The sequence below is a fragment of the Tunturiibacter gelidiferens genome (assembly GCF_051013345.1).
Taxonomy (GTDB): domain Bacteria; phylum Acidobacteriota; class Terriglobia; order Terriglobales; family Acidobacteriaceae; genus Edaphobacter; species Edaphobacter gelidiferens_A.
Genome location: NZ_CP132939.1, coordinates 5,741,515 through 5,758,466, shown reverse-complemented (window position 1 = coordinate 5,758,466; position 16,952 = coordinate 5,741,515). Strand labels below are relative to the sequence as shown.

17 protein-coding genes and 3 pseudogenes are annotated in these 16,952 nt (G+C 57.5%); 5 read left to right on the top strand and 15 right to left on the bottom strand.

Features of this window, described 5'->3' with window-relative positions; all coding sequences use genetic code 11:
* Positions 1-3: 3 nt before the first annotated feature.
* The 12 genes and pseudogenes from nuoF to RBB80_RS29020 all read right to left on the bottom strand — a co-directional run bounded on the left by nuoF (position 4) and on the right by RBB80_RS29020 (position 7,622).
* The gene (gene nuoF / locus RBB80_RS29075; protein WP_433965652.1) at positions 4-1,320 is read right to left on the bottom strand and encodes an NADH-quinone oxidoreductase subunit NuoF; all 1,317 of its coding nucleotides are present in this window, start codon (positions 1,318-1,320) and stop codon (positions 4-6) included.
* Positions 1,321-1,830, bottom strand: coding sequence for an NADH-quinone oxidoreductase subunit NuoE (gene nuoE / locus RBB80_RS29070; protein WP_433965651.1), 510 nt, complete (start codon positions 1,828-1,830; stop codon positions 1,321-1,323).
* Positions 1,823-2,122, bottom strand: coding sequence for a transcriptional regulator (locus tag RBB80_RS29065; RefSeq protein WP_433965650.1), 300 nt, complete (start codon positions 2,120-2,122; stop codon positions 1,823-1,825). Before RBB80_RS29065 ends, nuoE begins: the two co-directional genes overlap by 8 nt.
* Positions 2,122-2,526 carry a hypothetical protein gene (locus tag RBB80_RS29060; protein ID WP_433965649.1) on the bottom strand — a complete coding sequence of 135 codons (405 nt, stop codon included), beginning with the start codon at positions 2,524-2,526 and terminating at the stop codon, positions 2,122-2,124. The genes RBB80_RS29065 and RBB80_RS29060 overlap by 1 nt, the downstream gene beginning before the upstream one ends.
* Positions 2,526-3,679: pseudogene (gene nuoD / locus RBB80_RS29055) on the bottom strand (NADH dehydrogenase (quinone) subunit D). Before nuoD ends, RBB80_RS29060 begins: the two are co-directional and overlap by 1 nt.
* 112 nt (positions 3,680-3,791) lie before the next feature.
* Positions 3,792-4,283 carry an NADH-quinone oxidoreductase subunit C gene (locus RBB80_RS29050; protein WP_433965648.1) on the bottom strand — a complete coding sequence of 164 codons (492 nt, stop codon included), beginning with the start codon at positions 4,281-4,283 and terminating at the stop codon, positions 3,792-3,794.
* Positions 4,283-4,690, bottom strand: coding sequence for an NADH-quinone oxidoreductase subunit A (locus RBB80_RS29045; protein ID WP_433969943.1), 408 nt, complete (start codon positions 4,688-4,690; stop codon positions 4,283-4,285). Before RBB80_RS29045 ends, RBB80_RS29050 begins: the two co-directional genes overlap by 1 nt.
* 63 nt (positions 4,691-4,753) lie before the next feature.
* Positions 4,754-5,014: a prepilin peptidase gene (locus RBB80_RS29040; protein ID WP_433969941.1), complete on the bottom strand. Its 261-nt coding sequence runs from the start codon at positions 5,012-5,014 to the stop codon at positions 4,754-4,756.
* 71 nt (positions 5,015-5,085) lie between these two features.
* A complete protein-coding gene (locus RBB80_RS29035; RefSeq protein ID WP_433970108.1) occupies positions 5,086-5,424 on the bottom strand; it encodes a hypothetical protein in 339 nt (112 codons plus the stop codon).
* Positions 5,425-5,466: 42 nt separating this feature from the next.
* Positions 5,467-5,694 (bottom strand): annotated as a pseudogene (locus RBB80_RS29030) (prepilin peptidase); the annotation flags it as partial.
* 117 nt (positions 5,695-5,811) lie between these two features.
* A complete protein-coding gene (locus RBB80_RS29025; protein WP_433965647.1) occupies positions 5,812-6,831 on the bottom strand; it encodes a carbohydrate porin in 1,020 nt (339 codons plus the stop codon).
* A gap of 569 nt (positions 6,832-7,400) precedes the next feature.
* A complete protein-coding gene (locus RBB80_RS29020) occupies positions 7,401-7,622 on the bottom strand; it encodes a DUF3185 domain-containing protein (protein WP_433965646.1) in 222 nt (73 codons plus the stop codon).
* 387 nt (positions 7,623-8,009) lie between these two features.
* Here RBB80_RS29020 and RBB80_RS29015 point away from each other — a divergent pair.
* The 3 genes and pseudogenes from RBB80_RS29015 (at position 8,010) to RBB80_RS29005 (ending at position 10,074) form a co-directional block, all read left to right on the top strand.
* Positions 8,010-8,779 (top strand): annotated as a pseudogene (locus tag RBB80_RS29015) (thiazole synthase).
* A 72-nt stretch (positions 8,780-8,851) separates the two neighbouring features.
* On the top strand, positions 8,852-9,361 hold the full coding sequence (gene ruvC / locus RBB80_RS29010) for a crossover junction endodeoxyribonuclease RuvC (protein ID WP_433965645.1): 510 nt from the start codon (positions 8,852-8,854) through the stop codon (positions 9,359-9,361).
* Positions 9,358-10,074, top strand: a complete 717-nt coding sequence (locus tag RBB80_RS29005) for a hypothetical protein (protein ID WP_433965644.1) — start codon at positions 9,358-9,360, stop codon at positions 10,072-10,074. Before ruvC ends, RBB80_RS29005 begins: the two co-directional genes overlap by 4 nt.
* Positions 10,075-10,113: 39 nt before the next feature.
* Here the strand turns inward: RBB80_RS29005 and rsmA are convergent, their stop codons facing one another.
* Positions 10,114-10,929, bottom strand: a complete 816-nt coding sequence (rsmA, locus tag RBB80_RS29000; protein ID WP_433965643.1) for a 16S rRNA (adenine(1518)-N(6)/adenine(1519)-N(6))-dimethyltransferase RsmA — start codon at positions 10,927-10,929, stop codon at positions 10,114-10,116.
* A gap of 72 nt (positions 10,930-11,001) precedes the next feature.
* Between rsmA and glgA the strand changes: the two genes are divergently transcribed.
* Entirely contained in the window at positions 11,002-12,450 is a 1,449-nt protein-coding gene (gene glgA / locus RBB80_RS28995) for a glycogen synthase GlgA (RefSeq protein WP_433965642.1), read from the top strand.
* On the opposite strand, the gene RBB80_RS28990 is transcribed toward glgA, so the two are convergent.
* Positions 12,447-13,802, bottom strand: coding sequence for an APC family permease (locus RBB80_RS28990; protein ID WP_433965641.1), 1,356 nt, complete (start codon positions 13,800-13,802; stop codon positions 12,447-12,449). The genes glgA and RBB80_RS28990 overlap by 4 nt on opposite strands.
* A 182-nt stretch (positions 13,803-13,984) precedes the next feature.
* Between RBB80_RS28990 and ypfJ the strand changes: the two genes are divergently transcribed.
* On the top strand, positions 13,985-14,902 hold the full coding sequence (gene ypfJ, locus RBB80_RS28985) for a KPN_02809 family neutral zinc metallopeptidase (protein WP_433965640.1): 918 nt from the start codon (positions 13,985-13,987) through the stop codon (positions 14,900-14,902).
* 2 nt (positions 14,903-14,904) lie between these two features.
* On the opposite strand, the gene uvrC is transcribed toward ypfJ, so the two are convergent.
* Positions 14,905-16,899: an excinuclease ABC subunit UvrC gene (uvrC, locus tag RBB80_RS28980; RefSeq protein ID WP_433965639.1), complete on the bottom strand. Its 1,995-nt coding sequence runs from the start codon at positions 16,897-16,899 to the stop codon at positions 14,905-14,907.
* Between the last annotated feature and the right edge of the window lie 53 nt (positions 16,900-16,952).

Here is a 16,952-nt window from a genome sequence, read left to right as displayed (position 1 = left end):
GGTTTAGTGCGCTCCAACCAGCTGTTCAACGGTGATGATGGGGGTTCCGGCTTTGTGGCCTTCGATGTAGTCTTCAAACTCTTTGCGAAACTTCTTGACGAACGCGATGGTGGGCATAGCCGCAGCATCGCCGAGCGGACAGAAGGTGCGTCCCAGCATGTTCTCGGCAAGGTACTGAACGTTGTCGACGTCCTTTTTATTGCCGCCGCCGTTATAGACGCGAGTGAGAGTCTTCTTGATCCAGTCCGTACCTTCGCGGCAGGGAATGCACCAGCCGCACGATTCGTGCTGATAGAACGCGATGGTGCGGAGAGCAAATTCGACGATGGAAACCGTCTCGTCCAGCACAACGATGCCGCCCGAACCGAGCATGGTGCCGGCCTTGCCCATCTGGTCGAAGTCCAGGCCGACGTCGATCTCGTCCGCGGTCATGACGGGACAGCTCGATCCACCGGGGACGACTGCCTTAAGCTTTTTGCCGTCCTTGATGCCGCCTGCAACCTCGTAGATGGCTCGCTTGAGGTTGTAGCCCATGGGAAGTTCGTAAACGCCGGGCCGCTCGACATGGCCGCTGATGCCGAAGAGGCGTGTACCGCCGTTGCGTTCGCTGCCAAGCCTGGCGTAGGCCTCGCCTCCCATCAGCAGGATGTGCGGCGCGTTGGCGATCGTCTCAGCGTTGTTGATGACCGTAGGGCCACCATACAGCCCAACGACAGCAGGGAAAGGAGGCTTGATGCGAGGCACTCCGCGCTTGCCTTCGAGCGACTCCATTAGAGCGGACTCTTCGCCGACCTCGTAGGCTCCTGCTCCCGTCTGCGTGAGGATGTCGAAGTCCACGCCAGTGCCGAAGATGTTCTTGCCGAGGAAACCTTTCGCGTAGGCGTCGGCAACTGCTTTCTCGACGATCTTGAGCAGGTAGCGATACTCGCCGCGGAGATAGATAAAGCCAAGCTTGGAGCCGATCGCGAGGCCGGCGATCATCGTGCCTTCAATGACGGAGTGGGGATCGTGAAGGAAGAGGACATGGTCCTTGCAGGTGCCGGGTTCGGATTCATCGCCGTTCACCAAAACGTACTTCGGCTTCTCCGACTGCTTCGGGACGAAAGACCACTTCATTCCGGTCGGAAATCCAGCGCCTCCACGACCACGCAGCCCGCTGGCCTTCATCTCACTGATGATCCACTCAGGGCCCTTGGCGATGGCTTGCTGAACCGCCTTATAGCCGTCGAGTTCAACATATTTGTCGATGTCGGTTGCGCCCAGGCCGAAGCGACGGGAGACTACTTTTACCTCATCGGGATGCGAGACGAGTGATGGCATCTACTTCACGTCCTTTCCCTGGCCGTCGCGATACATCTGGAAGAGAACGTCGACTTTTTCTGTGGTGAGATCGTCGTGAAAGTCGTAGTTGATTTGAATCGCTGGCGCCCAGCAGCATGCGCCGATGCACTCGACCTCTTCCAGCGAGAAAATGCCATCCGGGGTAGTGCCTTTGTGGCCGATGCCCAGCTTATGCCTGCAGTGGTCGAGGATCTCGTACCCGCCGCGCAGCATGCAGGAGATATTGGTGCAGACCTGCACGTTGTACTTGCCCGCGGGCTTGGTCCGCAGCATGGAGTAGTACGAAAGCACGTTGCGTACGTCCAACTCCAGAAGGTCGATGCGCTGCGCGATCTCAGCAATGACGGCATCAGAGATATAGCCGATCTCATCCTGTGCGTAGAGCAGCATGGGCACGAGCGCCGACCGCTTGAGCGGATAGATAGTGACGAGATGGTCGAAGCGTGCGGCCGTCTCTGGCGAAAAGATCGTATTGGCTATTTCACTCACTCTGCATCATCTCCCGCGCCAGCCTCTCGGCGGCAAGGTCCATCTCTTCGGCGATACCGTTCAGTTTGACCGTTCCATCTTCCTGCATGTTGAAGCTGGAGCGGCTTCCATTACTTGATTCCATCGTCTCGTGCGTGAAGCGAAGCCAACGGCTGGCCACACGAAGTGTAATCTCTTCTGCTCCGACTTCAACTACCGCATGATGCCTGCTGTTCAATCCGTGGGCGGCCGCGTAAGAGCGAAGCAGCGAGGCCCACGAGGTCCAAAGTTCGGTGTGAAGCCTACTATCCATCAAGTTGATGCTGGCCCAATCCATTGCCCGGAAACTTTTGCGATAAATCTGCTTGCCGCCGCGGAGAGATTCATTACCTCTCCATCCAGTTTGAAATCGCCTGAGGTTGACAAGAACCAAGGTTCCGCCATGTCCAGGAGTTTGCTTATGACTCTCCAGCTTCCTTTGCCGGTATCGCCGTTTAGCCAAACGCTAAGAAATCCTTCGTTTGCTGTCATTGTGAATTCTTGATAAAGCGGCTCGTCTATGGTTGGTTTTTCTAATTGTCCTGCCGCTTCCATAAGCGATGACTTCGATCGCAATTCAGAAACCAGCGACACCCAAAGTGCGGCACGCATCCCAGCCTCCTCTTCAGAGTTGAAAGTGCTTGCGTGAATCTGCGCTTTGGTGTCAGCGACATTCATTAGCGATCGATCTCTCCGAGAACGATGTCGATACTGCCGATGACGGCGACGACATCGGCGAGGAGACGGCCTTTGCACATGGTTTCGAGTGCCTGCAGAGTTGCGAATCCCGGATTGCGCATGTGAACGCGGTAGGGTTTGGCGGTGCCGTCGGAGACGACGTAGTAATTCATCATGCCGTGCGGCGCTTCGACGGAGCTGGTCGCCTCACCGGCCGGAACGCCAAAGCCTTCGGTCACAATCTTGAAGTGATGGATGAGGGACTCCATCTGGGTCTTCATCTGCTCACGGTTTGGCAGGATGATCTTAGGTGCGTCGGCGACGATGCTTCCCTCGGGAAGGCCGTCAAGCGCCTGCAGGCAGATCTTGACCGACTCGCGGAACTCCTGCATGCGTACGATGTAGCGCGCCCACACGTCGCCGACATCCGAGACCGGCACATTGAACTGAAACTTCTCGTAGCCGGAGTACGGCATGTCGCGGCGAACGTCGAAATCGACTCCAGAGGCGCGTAGCGGGGACCGGTGACGCCCAGCGCAATCGCATCTTCGGCCGAAAGGTAGCCCACGCCTTTCAGGCGGTTCATCCAGATGGGGTTATTCTGGAGCAGGCCTTCGTACTCCTCTACATGAGCGGGGAAGTTCTTGAGGAACGTGCGGATCTTATCGTAGATATCACGCGGTGGTTCGAGGCTGAGGCCCCCGATGCGAACGTAGCTCGTCATCATACGCTGGCCCGCTACAGCTTCGAAGATTCGCAGTAGCTCTTCGCGCTCGCGGAAGCAGTAGAGGAAGACCGTGAGCGCGCCGATGTCCATGGCGTGGGTGCCGAGCCAGACCAGGTGCGACTGGATGCGGGTGAGTTCGTTGAAGAGGACGCGAAGATAGATGGCGCGCTCGGGAATCTCGAGGCCCAGCAACTTTTCTACCGCAAGACAGTAGGCGAGATTGTTGGTCATGGGGCAGAGATAGTCGATGCGGTCGGTCATGGGGACGACCTGCTGGTAGAACTTGGCCTCGCAGGTCTTCTCGATGCCGGTATGCAGGTAGCCGATGTCCGGAGCCATTCCGACGATGGTCTCACCGTCGACCTCGATCACAAGACGAAGCACACCATGGGTCGAAGGATGCTGCGGACCCATGTTGATGATCATCGTCTGATCGCCGGACGGAGGGTTCTGTCGATTTCGCGCTGAGTTGGCGATCAAATCATCTATGCCCGGATTGATAGCCGCCACTCCGGTAAGTTCTTCAACAGGGGAGTCATTAGCGGTAGCCCTCCACGGGGTAGTCCTTGCGTAATGGATGCCCTTTCCAGTCTTCTGGCATCATGATTCGGCGAAGGTTGGGATGGCCGCCGAAGTGGACGCCGAAGAGGTCGAAGACTTCGCGCTCGTAGAAGTTGGCGGAGGGCCAGACCGAAGTAATGCTGTCGAGCGCGGCGTCCTCTCCATCGAGGCGAACGGCGAGGCGCACACGCTCCTTCAACTTGTGCGAGAGGATGTGATAAGTGATCTGGAAGCGCGGCTCGGAGGGGTACCAGTCTACTGCTGTGACATCTTCCAGGAAGTTGTAGCCAGCCTGCTGAGCGGCTTTAACTGCTGCGATGATGTTCTCGCGAGCCACCGTGATGGTCAGCTCAGCTCGGTCATACTTGGCATCTGTCGCAAGGTCGGCCAGGGCCTTGACCGCGGCGTTTTCAGGATGAGCCTCGAAGACGGCCTGTTTGCCCTTGATGGCGGAGGCTGGATCGTACATTAGAGGTCCCCTTTATCGTTAGCCCAGTTCAGGATGCCCTTTTTCCAGACGTAAAAGAGGCCAACGCCGACGAAGCCGAGGTAGACCAGCATCTCGTAGAAGCCGAACATGCGTGAGCCGGTGATGGCTGGCAGACGACGGAAGATCACAGCCCAAGGAAGCATAAAGACGGCTTCAACATCGAACAGGATGAACAGCATCGCAACCATGTAGAAGCGGACAGTGAAGCGGCCGCGGGCGTCCCCGATCACCTCCATGCCGCACTCATAAGCTCCGGCCTTGGTGCGTGAATTCTTATGCTTTCCGATGACAAAAGAGGCGCCCACCATGCCCACAGCGAGTCCGAGAGCGACCAGAACCTGAAGCACGAGTGGAAGGTAGTTCCAAATGTAGGGGTAACTGTGCATGGCCATCTTCGACTCTAAGATTGCGGCTGGCAAGTGTCAAGCGATTGTCAGGTCGATGTGCGGCTATCGAAGCAACGCTATGTACATATTGATCAGGTAATTACCGAAGAGTGCGCTGACCAGTCCGCCGATCGAAAGAAAGCTGCCGAAGGCGAGTCGGGAGGTTGCTCCTGCCTTGCCACGCGCGAGAAGTGCCGCTCCATAGACCGCAGCCGCCAGGGTCCCGAGAAAGAGCGACAGGATCGCTGGCCAGAAGCCGAGAAAGGCCGCGATCATGGCGAGCAGCTTCACGTCGCCCAGTCCCATGCCCTCGCGGTGACGGATTGCCTTGTAGAGCCAGCGAATGAGCAGAAGCAGAAGCGCAGCTCCGCAGACAGCCGCGATACGCCCGAAGATCAGGCTCTCTGGACCGGTAAAAAGAGATTGCCGCGATCGACTACACCGCCGGGACTCGTTAGCTGGATGTGGTGCTTGGTCAGAACGACCTCATCTTCGTTTGGACCGAGGAAGAGGGCCTGGGTGCAGACGAGGAAGAGGGCAATGGCGATGCCGCCGAGCGTGAAGGAGTCAGGCAGGATCATGGTCTGCCAGTCCATCACCATCAGGCCGATGAGCCCAAAACCGAGAATCGCGATGCCGAAGCTGGCAATGCCGCGCTGAAAGTCTGCGGAAGAGAAATCGTGCCCGAAGTCGTGTATTCGACTGTATTCGGATAGAAATCTCGCGGTACTCAACCAAAACCACACTCCAACTGCGACCTCTACCAACGGATAGCGCCATGAAATAGCTTCTTTGCAATCACGACAGCGTCCCCGAAGAAGAGCCCAGCTTAGGAGGGGAATATTGTCGTACCAGCGGATGGGCGCTCCACACTGCGGGCACCGTGAGCGCGGATGGACCACCGACTGACGCTGTGGAAGTCGCGAGATGCAGACGTTGAGGAAGCTGCCAAAGAGAAGTCCAAACAAAAACGCTGCGAAGAGAACGATGCCGAGCTGGTCCACCCGATGAGTATACGGTTTCGTGGGCGCGTTCACTGCAAGGGCTAAGAGGCGGAAGTCCGGACCTAAGTCTCTTCCTCCGAAGACTTTGCGCCAAAAAAGTATAGGTAGGCGTGATGCCTAGAAATCGACGTGCATGCGGACTGATTCGACCAGCACGGGACCGCGATCCTGGTTGTAGCCAGGATGATCGATGAATTGCAGATCGAGCGCGTAGTAGATTCCGCGCCATGTATGCAGGTTGTAGTAGCTTTCGAGTATGTCTTCTCGGCCGTAGTTCAGTTTGCCGTCGCCCAGAAGAAAGCCGAGACCTCCGAGCTTCAGGTACGCCTGGTGATCTTTCTTAATGGCATTGGAGACGAAGACTAGACCCAGCTTGTCATTGGGGCGAGACCACTTGCGGCCAGAGTAGTCGCCACCAAACTCCACTGTCTGGTCAACCTCTGTGTAAGCAAAGGACTCGTGCTGGCCTTCGTTCCATCCAAGACGGCCAAACACCCTCACGTTCTCTGTCAACTCCTGTTCGGCATTGAAGGTGAAGCCGTACTTTACCGCGCCGTACTTCTCAGAGTTCTGGATGACCGGCCGCGTGCCTTCGCCGGCGAGGAAAGCCTTATTGGCGTCGCGATACAAGCCCATGTGAGCGTGGTTAACGAAGCTGAGTACGCGAACGGTGCCTTTGCGGTCAGGCGGGAGTAGCCTTCCCAGCAGAGGTTTGCGAAGCTCGAACTCCCAGTTTTGGCCGCTGGCACGCCGCAAAGCCCAGTCCAGATCGATTCCGTTGGCCACGGTCGGCATCAGCGCGAGGGCGTATCGGGCAGACCAAACCTTGTCGTCGTATTCGCTGACGATGCCGTAGGTGTAGCCGCGAGTGTCGGCGGCGTAGTCCCACGCGCCGTTGTTGTCGACCGTCCAGTTCATGAACTGCAAATGGCTGTCGCTGCCGATGCTGTTGATGTCGAGAAAGTCGGGCAGGCTCATCTTGCCGACGTGGAACTCCAGGCGTCGCTCCGGCACCTCGGTGGCAAGAGAGAACTGCGTCCGGGCGCTCTCTATGAGCTTGCCTGTGAAGCCAATCGTCTGGTGGACCTGCGCGCGCGCCATATAGGGCGTCGAGCCCAGATTCGGATTGCGGACCACATCCAGGTTAGTGAAACCGGCCAGTCCCAGGGCCTCGCTGTCGCCGCGACCGCCTGCGGATTCGAGGTCGAAGAGTCCATCCAGAGCAAACCGTGGGTTACGAATCGCCTGCGCGGCGAGATAGAGCGTGCCCAGCAGCGAGGTTTTGTACTCTCCGCGGGGGAGCAGACTATTAGTGTCTTGATAGGGGAGTGGAATGGCCCGTGCGCCTGAAAGATAATGTTTGCCTGACCGCCGATGAGAAACCGGGAATTCTCCCAGTGCGGAAACATCGTCGGAGCCGAAGGATCGGTCTCGGGAGACGGAGTCGGCGCGTCCGGCTGTGGCGTCTGCACTGGACCCACGCCCGTGTCACTCTGCGCTATGGCAAAGCTGCAGGCAATAAACAGAAGGGTACAAACGCCTGTAAGGCAGCCCCTTCGCAAAAGGTCTTTTGTCATTGAATTAATCTTCAGGCTTGCAGATTAACAGAAAGAGAACGCCCCCGCTCCACTTAGCTCGTGAGGGACCTTGCAGCGGCTACGGTCCGGCCTCTCTGCAATCATCCCACGAGGAACAGCGGGATCGCTTTATTTTGACTTCGCTCCGACCACAACCAAACCAATCCCAGCTAATAAACAGACTGTACTCAGAATAGGAGAGAGGGGAAATGTGTCCTGAGTCTTACGCGAGATCTGAACCGGTCCTGCGTCGACAACTTTCTTCTCGTGGGTAAAAGAGAGACCGCCGGTGGCATATCCGATGACTCCAAGGACTATCAGGAGAATGCCAACAATAGTTGCGGCCTTCATGTGGAGCGCCTTTCTTTCCGTGGGCAAGGATCACCACTCTCAATCTGATGCCACCCCGAACGTTTGGAGATGCACCTCCCGCACTTTGCCGCCATACTTGCATGCAACCGGACGTCGGGAGTAGTCTGCTTTTACACGGGAAAGGAGGATGGTCCAGCCTATGAAAATTGATGGAAGATGTAGTTCAACGCAACGTGAGGTGACTGAGGCTTAGAGCGTCCATAGCTCTAGTCCTGGCGGTCTTTGTAGAAAAGTCCACGCCGAGGCCAAGTCCGAGTATGGACGCCTCAGGTCAATCTCAACAGTTCACCGCCAGACGGCTCGCCGCTCTCCTTAGAGTGCGAGCCGTTTGCGTTTTGCCCGCATCCTAACGGTAGGATATTAACTATGAAACCTCTGGTGATTGCAGGACGAGCTTTTCAATCTCGGCTGATTGTTGGGACAGGCAAGTACAAAGATGGCGCCGAGACACAGGCCGCCATCGAAGCCTCAGGAGCTGAGATGGTGACGGTCGCGGTTCGTCGGGTCAACCTGGACCGTACGAGCGAGTCGTTGCTGGACTTCATCGATCCAAGGCGTTATTTCCTGCTGCCCAATACGGCTGGATGCTACACCGCCGAGGAGGCAATTCGAGCAGCGCGATTGGGACGCGAAGTGGGGCTGTCGGATTGGGTCAAGATCGAGGTGATCGGCGATCAGCAGACCCTCTATCCCGATGTGCAAGCGACGCTCGAAGCGACTCGCGTACTGGTCAAAGAGGGGTTCACCGTACTGCCGTATACGTCAGACGATATCGTTTTTGCCAAGCGGCTGATTGACGCTGGTGCGGCGGCTGTTATGCCGCTTGGTGCACCCATCGGCAGCGGACTTGGGCTGCAAAATACGGCCAACCTGCGCATTCTGCGGGAACTGATCACCGAAGTGCCGCTGATCGTGGATGCAGGCGTCGGCACTGCCTCCGATGCGGCGGTCGCGATGGAGTTGGGATTTGATGCTGTGCTGATGAACACCGCGATCGCTGCCGCCAAAGACCCCTCTTGATGGCCGAAGCGATGCAGCATGCTGTTCTGGCGGGTAGGCAGGCTTTCTTGTCGGGCAGGATGCAACGCAAACTATACGCCACGGCCAGTTCGCCGCTGGAGGGGATCTCCCGCTAATTCACTCAGTTACTTTGGGTGGACTCAACTTTGATAGTCCGATGCTGATGCGAGATGCAGTAAACTTCGCCCATGCGAGTCTTCGGCATCGACTGCGGAACAGAGTTCACCGGCTACGGTGTAGTGGAAGTGGATTGCGACGCCCGCACGCCTCGGCTGGTTCACCTTGCCGCTGGTACCATCCGGCTCAACAAGAAAGAGAAGACACCGCAACGGCTGGCTCAGGTTTACGCTGAGCTGACTGCCTTGATGACCCTGCACCAGCCGGAGATCGTCGCTATCGAGGAGGTCTTCTTCTCGGCGAATGCAAAATCTGCGTTGAAGCTTGGCCAGGTGCGAGGCGTCGCGATGCTGGCCGCGGCGACTTGTGGAATGCCTGTGGCCGAGTATGCGCCGCTCTCGATAAAAAGCTCGGTGGTAGGCTATGGGTTGGCTGCCAAAGAGCAGGTGCAGTTCATGGTGAGGCGTCTACTCAACAACGAAAACGCCTTCGACTCCGCAGATGCAGCCGACGCGCTGGCCATTGCGATCTGCCATATCCATACCGCGCAGACACTTGAACTCCAGGGCGCGCGCCGATGAGAGCAACAGCGAGCGTTGTGCTTGGCACGGCTCTGTTTCTGGGCTCGGCTTTTTCGACAATGGCCCAGACACCCGAAGCGCAACCTGCGGTGGCTGCAACGAAACAGGCCGAGGTTAGCTTTCAGTTCGACCACACGGGGCTTCCCGTCCCGCGGTTCACTCTGCGGATCTATGAGGATGGAGCGGGCACCTACCAGGCGGACCAGGCAGAGATTCCGGCCACGCAGACATCGATGCGGGGCCAGGCGGCGCAGCATGTCGATCGGCCGATCAACCTGACTCCGGGCGTCGTCGCAAAGATCTTCAAGGCGGCACGGGGACTGAATCATCTCAATGTCGAATGTGCTTCCAAGGCGAAGAACATAGCCGACACCGGCACGAAGACGCTCACTTATGTTGGTCCAGATGGGTCGGGATCGTGTGTCTACAACTACTCAGAGAACAAGATGGTTGGCGCGCTGACCGATACCTTCCATGGAATCGCCTTTACGCTCGATGAAGGACGTAAGCTGGAGTTTCTGCATCGTTACGATCGCCTCGGCCTCGATGCCGAAATGAATTCTTTCGCGGACGAAGTGAAGGAGGGACGTGCGCTCGAATTGGGAACGATCTCGCCGACGCTGGCTTCAATCGCAGACGACACTGCAGTGATTCAACGCGTTCGATTGCGGGCGGCAAAGATGCTGGAGCAGGTTGCATCGGATCGTCCTTGAAGCTCCTGCTGATTACGGCGCAGCAATCACGCGAAGAACTTACTCATTGTGCATCGGCGGCTCAAATAATGATCGATAGAGCTCTGCCATCGACTCCAGCGCGATTGCTTCGGCGCGTACCTGCGCCGGGATACTGCGTGGCCATGCCGCGGAGAGTTGTTGGGCGGAGTGGCCAGCGGCACGGAGGTTATTCTGAAGCGTCTTGCGCTTCTGCGCGAAGCACTGCTTAAGAAAAATGTTAAACCCGTCAGGATCGACTCCAAGCTCAGCAAACCTTGGCGCGAAGTGCAGCCGCAGCACGGTGGAGTAAACATCTGGAGGAGGCGAAAAAGCGGACGGCGGCAGCGTAAATAGGTTGTCGACCTGCGCGTTCATCTGCGCCGTCGCGGAGAGCAAGCCATAGTCGCGAACACCCGGTGCCGCCGAGACGCGATCGGCTACCTCTCGCTGCATCATCAGAACGGCGCGGGCGAGCGTGCCGGCGTTGCCAGCAGCGAAGAGTTGCAGCAGAATATCCGAGGTGATGTAGTACGGCAGATTCCCGATCACGTCTGCCGTCTCCCCCATAGGCACGAGCGCTCGCAGGTCCGTCTCTAGAACGTCGCACTCGAGAATTTGTACCTGCGGGTGATCGCGAAACCGAAAGGTCAATTCGGCTGCGAGAGCAGGGTCGAGTTCGAGCGCAATCAGCTTGTGGCAACGTCCTGCGAGTATGTCGGTAATCGCCCCATGGCCAGGGCCAATCTCGATGACGGTGCGCTTGCTAAGATCACCAAGGGCATCGACGATGGCGTGACGGGCGGAGTCGTCAACGAGAAAATTCTGCCCCAGCTTCGGCTTACGTTTCATCAGCATCCAATGTTTGCGGTTTGTTCCTGTGCTCTTCTATACACTAACGGTTTGGTTGCAAAGATAAAGGACGAAGGTATGCATATTGTTTTCGCAGCATCGGAGTGTTCCCCCTGGGCGAAGTTGGGCGGCATGGCAGATGTAGTGAGCGCGCTTCCACGCGCACTCGCCAAACTCGGACATCGCGTCAGTGTTTTTCTACCCTACTACCGGCAAGTCGCCAAATCCGTACCCAACCCTCCCGTTGTACTGCCCAGTGTGACGATTCCTTTCCCGTCCTATAATCGCTTCGTACGTATCCTCGACGGTGGAAACAAGGGCGGCGTCCAGACCTACTTTATCGATTGTGCCGAATTATTTGATCGCGAGCATTTTTATGAGACGCCCTCCGGCGATTACTCCGACAATGCCGAGCGCTTCGGCCTTCTCTGCCGCTCGGTGATCGAAGCCTCTAAGATGCTCGGCGTGCCTGACGTCTTCCACGTTCATGATTGGCAGGCGGCGATGCTCCCGGTCATGCTCGGCTCCATCTACTACTTCGATCCTGTCCTTCGCCACGTTCCATCGGTCTTGACGATCCACAATGCCGGTCATCAGGGATGGTTTCCTCCGCAGACCATCGAAGAACTGCTCCTCCCGCCGGATTTATTCACGGTTGAAAAACTCGCACACTATGACAAAGTCGATTTCCTGAAAGGCGGCATCTTGTATGCGGATGCAATCACTACGGTAAGCCGCAAGTATGCCGAAGAACTCCAGACAAGTGAGTTTGGCAACGGGCTCGAGGGCGTCTTTCGGCAACGCAGCTCAGACCTTCTCGGAATTACGAACGGCATCGATTCGGAAGAGTGGAACCCGGCGACCGACTCCCACATTGCAGCGCACTACACGCCAGAAAATCTCGCTGGCAAGAAGGAGTGCCGTCGGGATCTGCTCCACGCGTATGGGCTGGAAAATGTCGGTGATGACACTGCCGTCATCGGCGTAGTCTCCCGCTTTGCCACGCAGAAAGGCTTCGACTTCATCGTCGAGATCATGGATCGTTTGGTGCAGGAAGACATGGTGCTGTTGATCCTGGGTAGAGGCGAAGAGTACTACGAAAGTCTCCTGGTGGAGATGGCCGACCGCCATCCCGGCAAGGTGCGCGTGCAGGTTAAATTCGACAATGTAATGGCGCACAAGATCGAGGCGGGGGCCGACATGTTCTTGATGCCGTCCCGATATGAACCCGGCGGCCTGAACCAGCTTTACAGCCTCAAGTACGGTACGATTCCGGTTGTCCGCGCTACCGGTGGCCTTGACGACACCATCGATGAGCAGCCTAACGGCGGCGGTAATGGCTTCAAATTTTGGGGCTACAGTGCGTGGGCGCTCTTCGATGCGCTCAAGCGCGCTCTTGAAACTTTCCGGAATAAGCAGGAATGGGCTCAAATGATGCAGAGAGGTATGGCGGAGGACTTCTCCTGGGATAAGCCGGCCGCCGAGTACGTGCGCGTCTACGAGCGTGTCATCCAGAATCGCAGTTAGGCAGTTCGTCTTCGTTGCAGCAGGTAGTGCAGCGGCACTCCAAGCAGGATGATCCCGGTTCCTATCAGGGAGTTCCGCGGCTGATCCGCAAACGAAAACACCAGCAGTACCGCTGCCGCCAGAATGAACAGGGCCGGCAGCACCGGGTATCCCCAGATGCTGTATGGACGCGGCGTGTCTCGGTCACGACCGCGAAACACAAAGATCGTGCTGGCTGTGAGCATGTAGAACAGCCACTCGCCGAAGATGGCCAGCGAAAACAGCGCCTGAAACTTTCCGATGGCAAGTAGCAGCAGTGAACTCAGAACAGCCTGAAGGATCAATGCGGTCGACGGTGTTTGAAATCGCGAATTCACATGCGCCAGTTGTTTGAAAAATAACCCATCGCGAGCCGCTGCGAATGGTACGCGCGCACCGGAGAGCGAAGATCCTACAAAGGTCGCGCAGATACTGACCGCCATACCGATCGACACTAAGGTCGCTCCCCACGGCCCGGTGACGAGTCGCATTGCGTCGGCTGCAGGTCGATCCGCTGCGGCGATTGTTGCTGCGGGCAATACAAATTGAATGGCAGCGTTGGTCAGCATGTAGAGCGCACCGACGATGGCAACGCCTCCGACCAAAGCGAGCGGCATGCTGCGTTGCGGCTTCTGCACCTCGCCCGCCATGGTTACGACATCGCTCCACCCGTCATAGGCCCATAGTGCGGCGACCAGCGCGATCATAAAGCCCGTAAACCCTCCGCGGGCTCCCGCAAAGTCGGTGCTGAAGTTGTGCCACGAGCCATGCTGGCCTGCGGCTGCAAAACAGAAACCCGCAATCACGAGAATCAGCAAGCCCTTGAGCCACGTGAGCAGAAGCTGCACGTTGGCAGATCTTCTCGTCCCGATAATGTTGAGAATGGCGATAAGCCACGTCACCACGATGGCAAAGATCTGTCCCCAGAAAAGATGAAGGAAAGCTGGACGCGCAAAAAAGCTGAAGACTGCGAACGTCCCCAACACGCGCGCGAGCCCGGCAGCGATGGTAGCAAGCGAAGCAGGTTTGGCCACCGTGATCTGAGTCCACATGTAGAGGAAGCCCGTCAGATCCCCATAGGCCTCGCGGAGAAAAGCGTACTCGCCGCCATACCGCGGTCTTGCGGCAGCGATCTCCGCATAGGTCATGGCGCCGAAGAGTGAGAGCAGGCCACCCACAATCCAGACTACATAGACCATGCGAGACGAACCCACCGCAGCCATCATCTCCCGCGGCACCAGGAAAATACCGCTACCGATAATGATGCCCACGACGATGGAAGTCGCGTGGGACGCGTTCAGAACGCGGGGCAGTTCAGACTTGCTATTTGGCATCGGTTTCCGGAGAGTAGCACACCCCCGCCGCTGGGCGGAAAGTAATAAATGCAACCTCAACCTTCTGTCCGTCTTGCCGGGCAGCCCTCACCGACTCGCAAATTGGCGATAAAACCTGACTTGAGTGAGACGGAATAAAACATCTTACTTATAAGATGGAGACGCACCAACTGGAGTGAACTATGGACTGGACACCTGGCGGCGGGCTCAGTGGCGACATTGAAGACAGACGTGGTTCTTCCGGAGGCGGCGGTGGAGGCTTTGGCGGCGGTGGTATTGGGATCGTCGGCTTTTTGATTCTGCTAGTCGTCAGCCTGGTCACGGGCCGTAATTACATCGGCAGCTATCTCTCCGGCCACAGCGCGTCGCCGTCCTACACGCAACAGAGCGCGCCTTCCCCGGCCAACCGCCCTCCGGCTAGTGAATCGCCTCAGGAGAAGAGAGCGGCGCAGCTGGTCTCCTGGACGTTGGATGATGTGCAGAACACCTGGACGAAGCTTCTTCCCGTGCAGACAGGCAAAAACTACCAGCGCTCAACGCTCGTGCTCTTTCGCGGTCGCACTTACTCAGGCTGTGGCACCGCTCAGTCGCAGAGCGGGCCCTTTTACTGTCCCGCGGATGAAAAGGTCTACATCGATCTTAGTTTTTGGGATGAGTTGAGACGCCTCGGGGGCAGCAACGCCGACTTTGCCCAGGCTTATGTCGTCGCTCACGAGTTAGGCCACCATGTGCAGGATCTCCTTGGAATCGAAGGCAAAGTGCGACAGCTGTCAGGTCAAAATCCGTCGGAGAGGAATCGCCTCTCTGTCGATCTTGAACTTCAGGCGGACTGTTTCGCGGGCGTATGGGCGCACAGCACGGCACAGCGCAACATCGTTCACGACTCCGATATCACCGCTGGCCTGCAAGCCGCGGCGGCGGTTGGCGACGACCACATACAACGCCTGGAGCGAGGAACCGTCAGCCCGGAGAGCTTCACCCACGGCTCATCCGCGCAACGCGTCGGCTGGTTCAAACGGGGATTTCAGCAGGGAACGATCACCGCCTGCAACACCTTCAAATTCGGCGGTGCAGTTCCGCCGACCGACAGCGCCGAGTAACGTCAAGAAGCTTCGTTCAAGACCGGCAGCACCGCATTGCCAGACGCCTCCGCGGCGAAGTAGTTACGAATTCGCTCAGCAGTTGCGGTATTCACTACCGCAGTGAGCGCGTCCGGACCAGCCTGCCTGATCCCGCGCACGCTGCCGAAGTGTTCGATCAATCGTTGACGAGTTCTCGGCCCAACCCCGGGTATCGATAGAAGCTCGCTGTCGCGGTCGCGCATCTGGCGTCGCTTGCGATGGTAGGTCACGGCGAATCGATGGCTCTCGTCGCGGATCTTCTGCATCAGGTGCAGCACCGGAGACCGTCGGTCCAGCACCACCGGCTCATTCTCCTGCCCGTACACGTAGATGATCTCTTCCTTCTTGGCTATCGATGCCAGCGGCTGCAGCGTCACGCCGATCTCCTCAAGCGCGGAATAAGCCGCGTGCAGCTGTCCTAGACCTCCATCGATCAAGATCAGGGAAGGGAAGGGCTTGTTATCCTCTTGCAGTCGTTTGTAACGACGTTGAATCACCTCGCGCATGCTCGCGAAGTCATCGACTCCAGTGACTGTCTTTACTTGAAACTTCCGGTAGTCGGACTTCTTCATTGCGCCGTCCTCCCACACCACCATGGAGGCCACGGTCTCGGCGCCTTGAATATGCGAGATGTCGAAGCACTCGATCCTGCGCGGCAGCTCCTCGAGCATGAGAGCATCCTGCAACGCCTCCTGGATCGCTTTCATTCCAGGCTGCAGCACTCGGAATCGCTGGTCATAGGACTGCTTTGCATTCTGACAGACTAGATCGACGAGCGATCGTTTTTCTCCGCGCTGTGGCGCAAGAATTTCAATGCGTTTGCCCGTTCGCTGTGTGAGCGCCTCAGCCAGAAGCGCTCGGTCAGGAAACTCGATGGGCACAAGAATCGATCGTGGCACGTAACTTTGATCGAGATAGAGCTGCTTCAGCAGAGCAGAGAAAAACACGCCGGCGTTGAAACTACCTCCCAGCTCCGATACCGCAGCATGCTGCACGATGGCGATACCCTCGCCGATCTCCGGTGCCGGCGCCGAAGGGTCAGGCTCCATGCGAGGCAGAGCCTCCAATTCGTCAACCTCCGAGATCGCCGCCGTTGCAGCATCCAGCAGAGACCCTGGCAGGTCCTCCCAAAAGAAGTCACGGCGGTCCACGATCTTTCCGCTGCGCATATGAAACAGATTCACAGCCAGCATCTCGTTTTCAAAGTGGTAGCCGAAGACATCGGCATCCTCATTGTCGGCGCTCGCCATGCGCTGCTTGTCCTGCATCTGGTGAACCGTAACGATCTGATCGCGCAGTCGCGCAGCCATCTCAAACTGCTCCGATTCTGCCGCAGCCTCCATCCGCTTCGTCAGCGACTGCTCGAGCTCGTTAGGTCTTCCCTCCAGAAAGAGCTGGACGTCACGAACGGTCTCGCGGTAAGCCTCCGGTGTTGTCAGTCCCTCCAGACAAGGCCCCAGGCAGCGCCTGATGTAGTACTGGAGGCATGCCCGCGGATGATATCGCGACAGGTCAACCTTGCAGCTTGGAATCAAAAAGCTCCGATGGATCAGGTCGACCAGCCGATAGGCCAGATTGCCCGGAAAATAAGGACCGTAGTAGGCCCCGCCGTCCTTCCGGAGCCTGCGGGTCACAAAGACCTTTGGGTAGCGATCATTCATCGTCAGCTTGATGTATGGGTACGTCTTGTCGTCTCTCAGCAGAATGTTGAAGCGCGGTTTCTTCTGTTTGATGAGATTGTTTTCCAGCGCCAGCGCCTCATGCTCATTGGCAACCGTGATGTATTCCACATCGACGGCTTCGCGCATCAGGGTTCCCGTCTTGGCATTAGCCTGCGACGCCTCTAAAAAATATGAGCGCACCCGTGCACGGAGGTTCTTCGCCTTACCGACGTAGATAACCTCGCCCTCAGCATTTTTATAGAGATAGCAACCTGGCTGAGTGGGGAGAGTTCGAATTTTCTGATGAAGATCCATGCCTGTGTCAAAGCCTGCATCTCAGTGTAGACGCAGCTTCTTGCGGCTGCTGT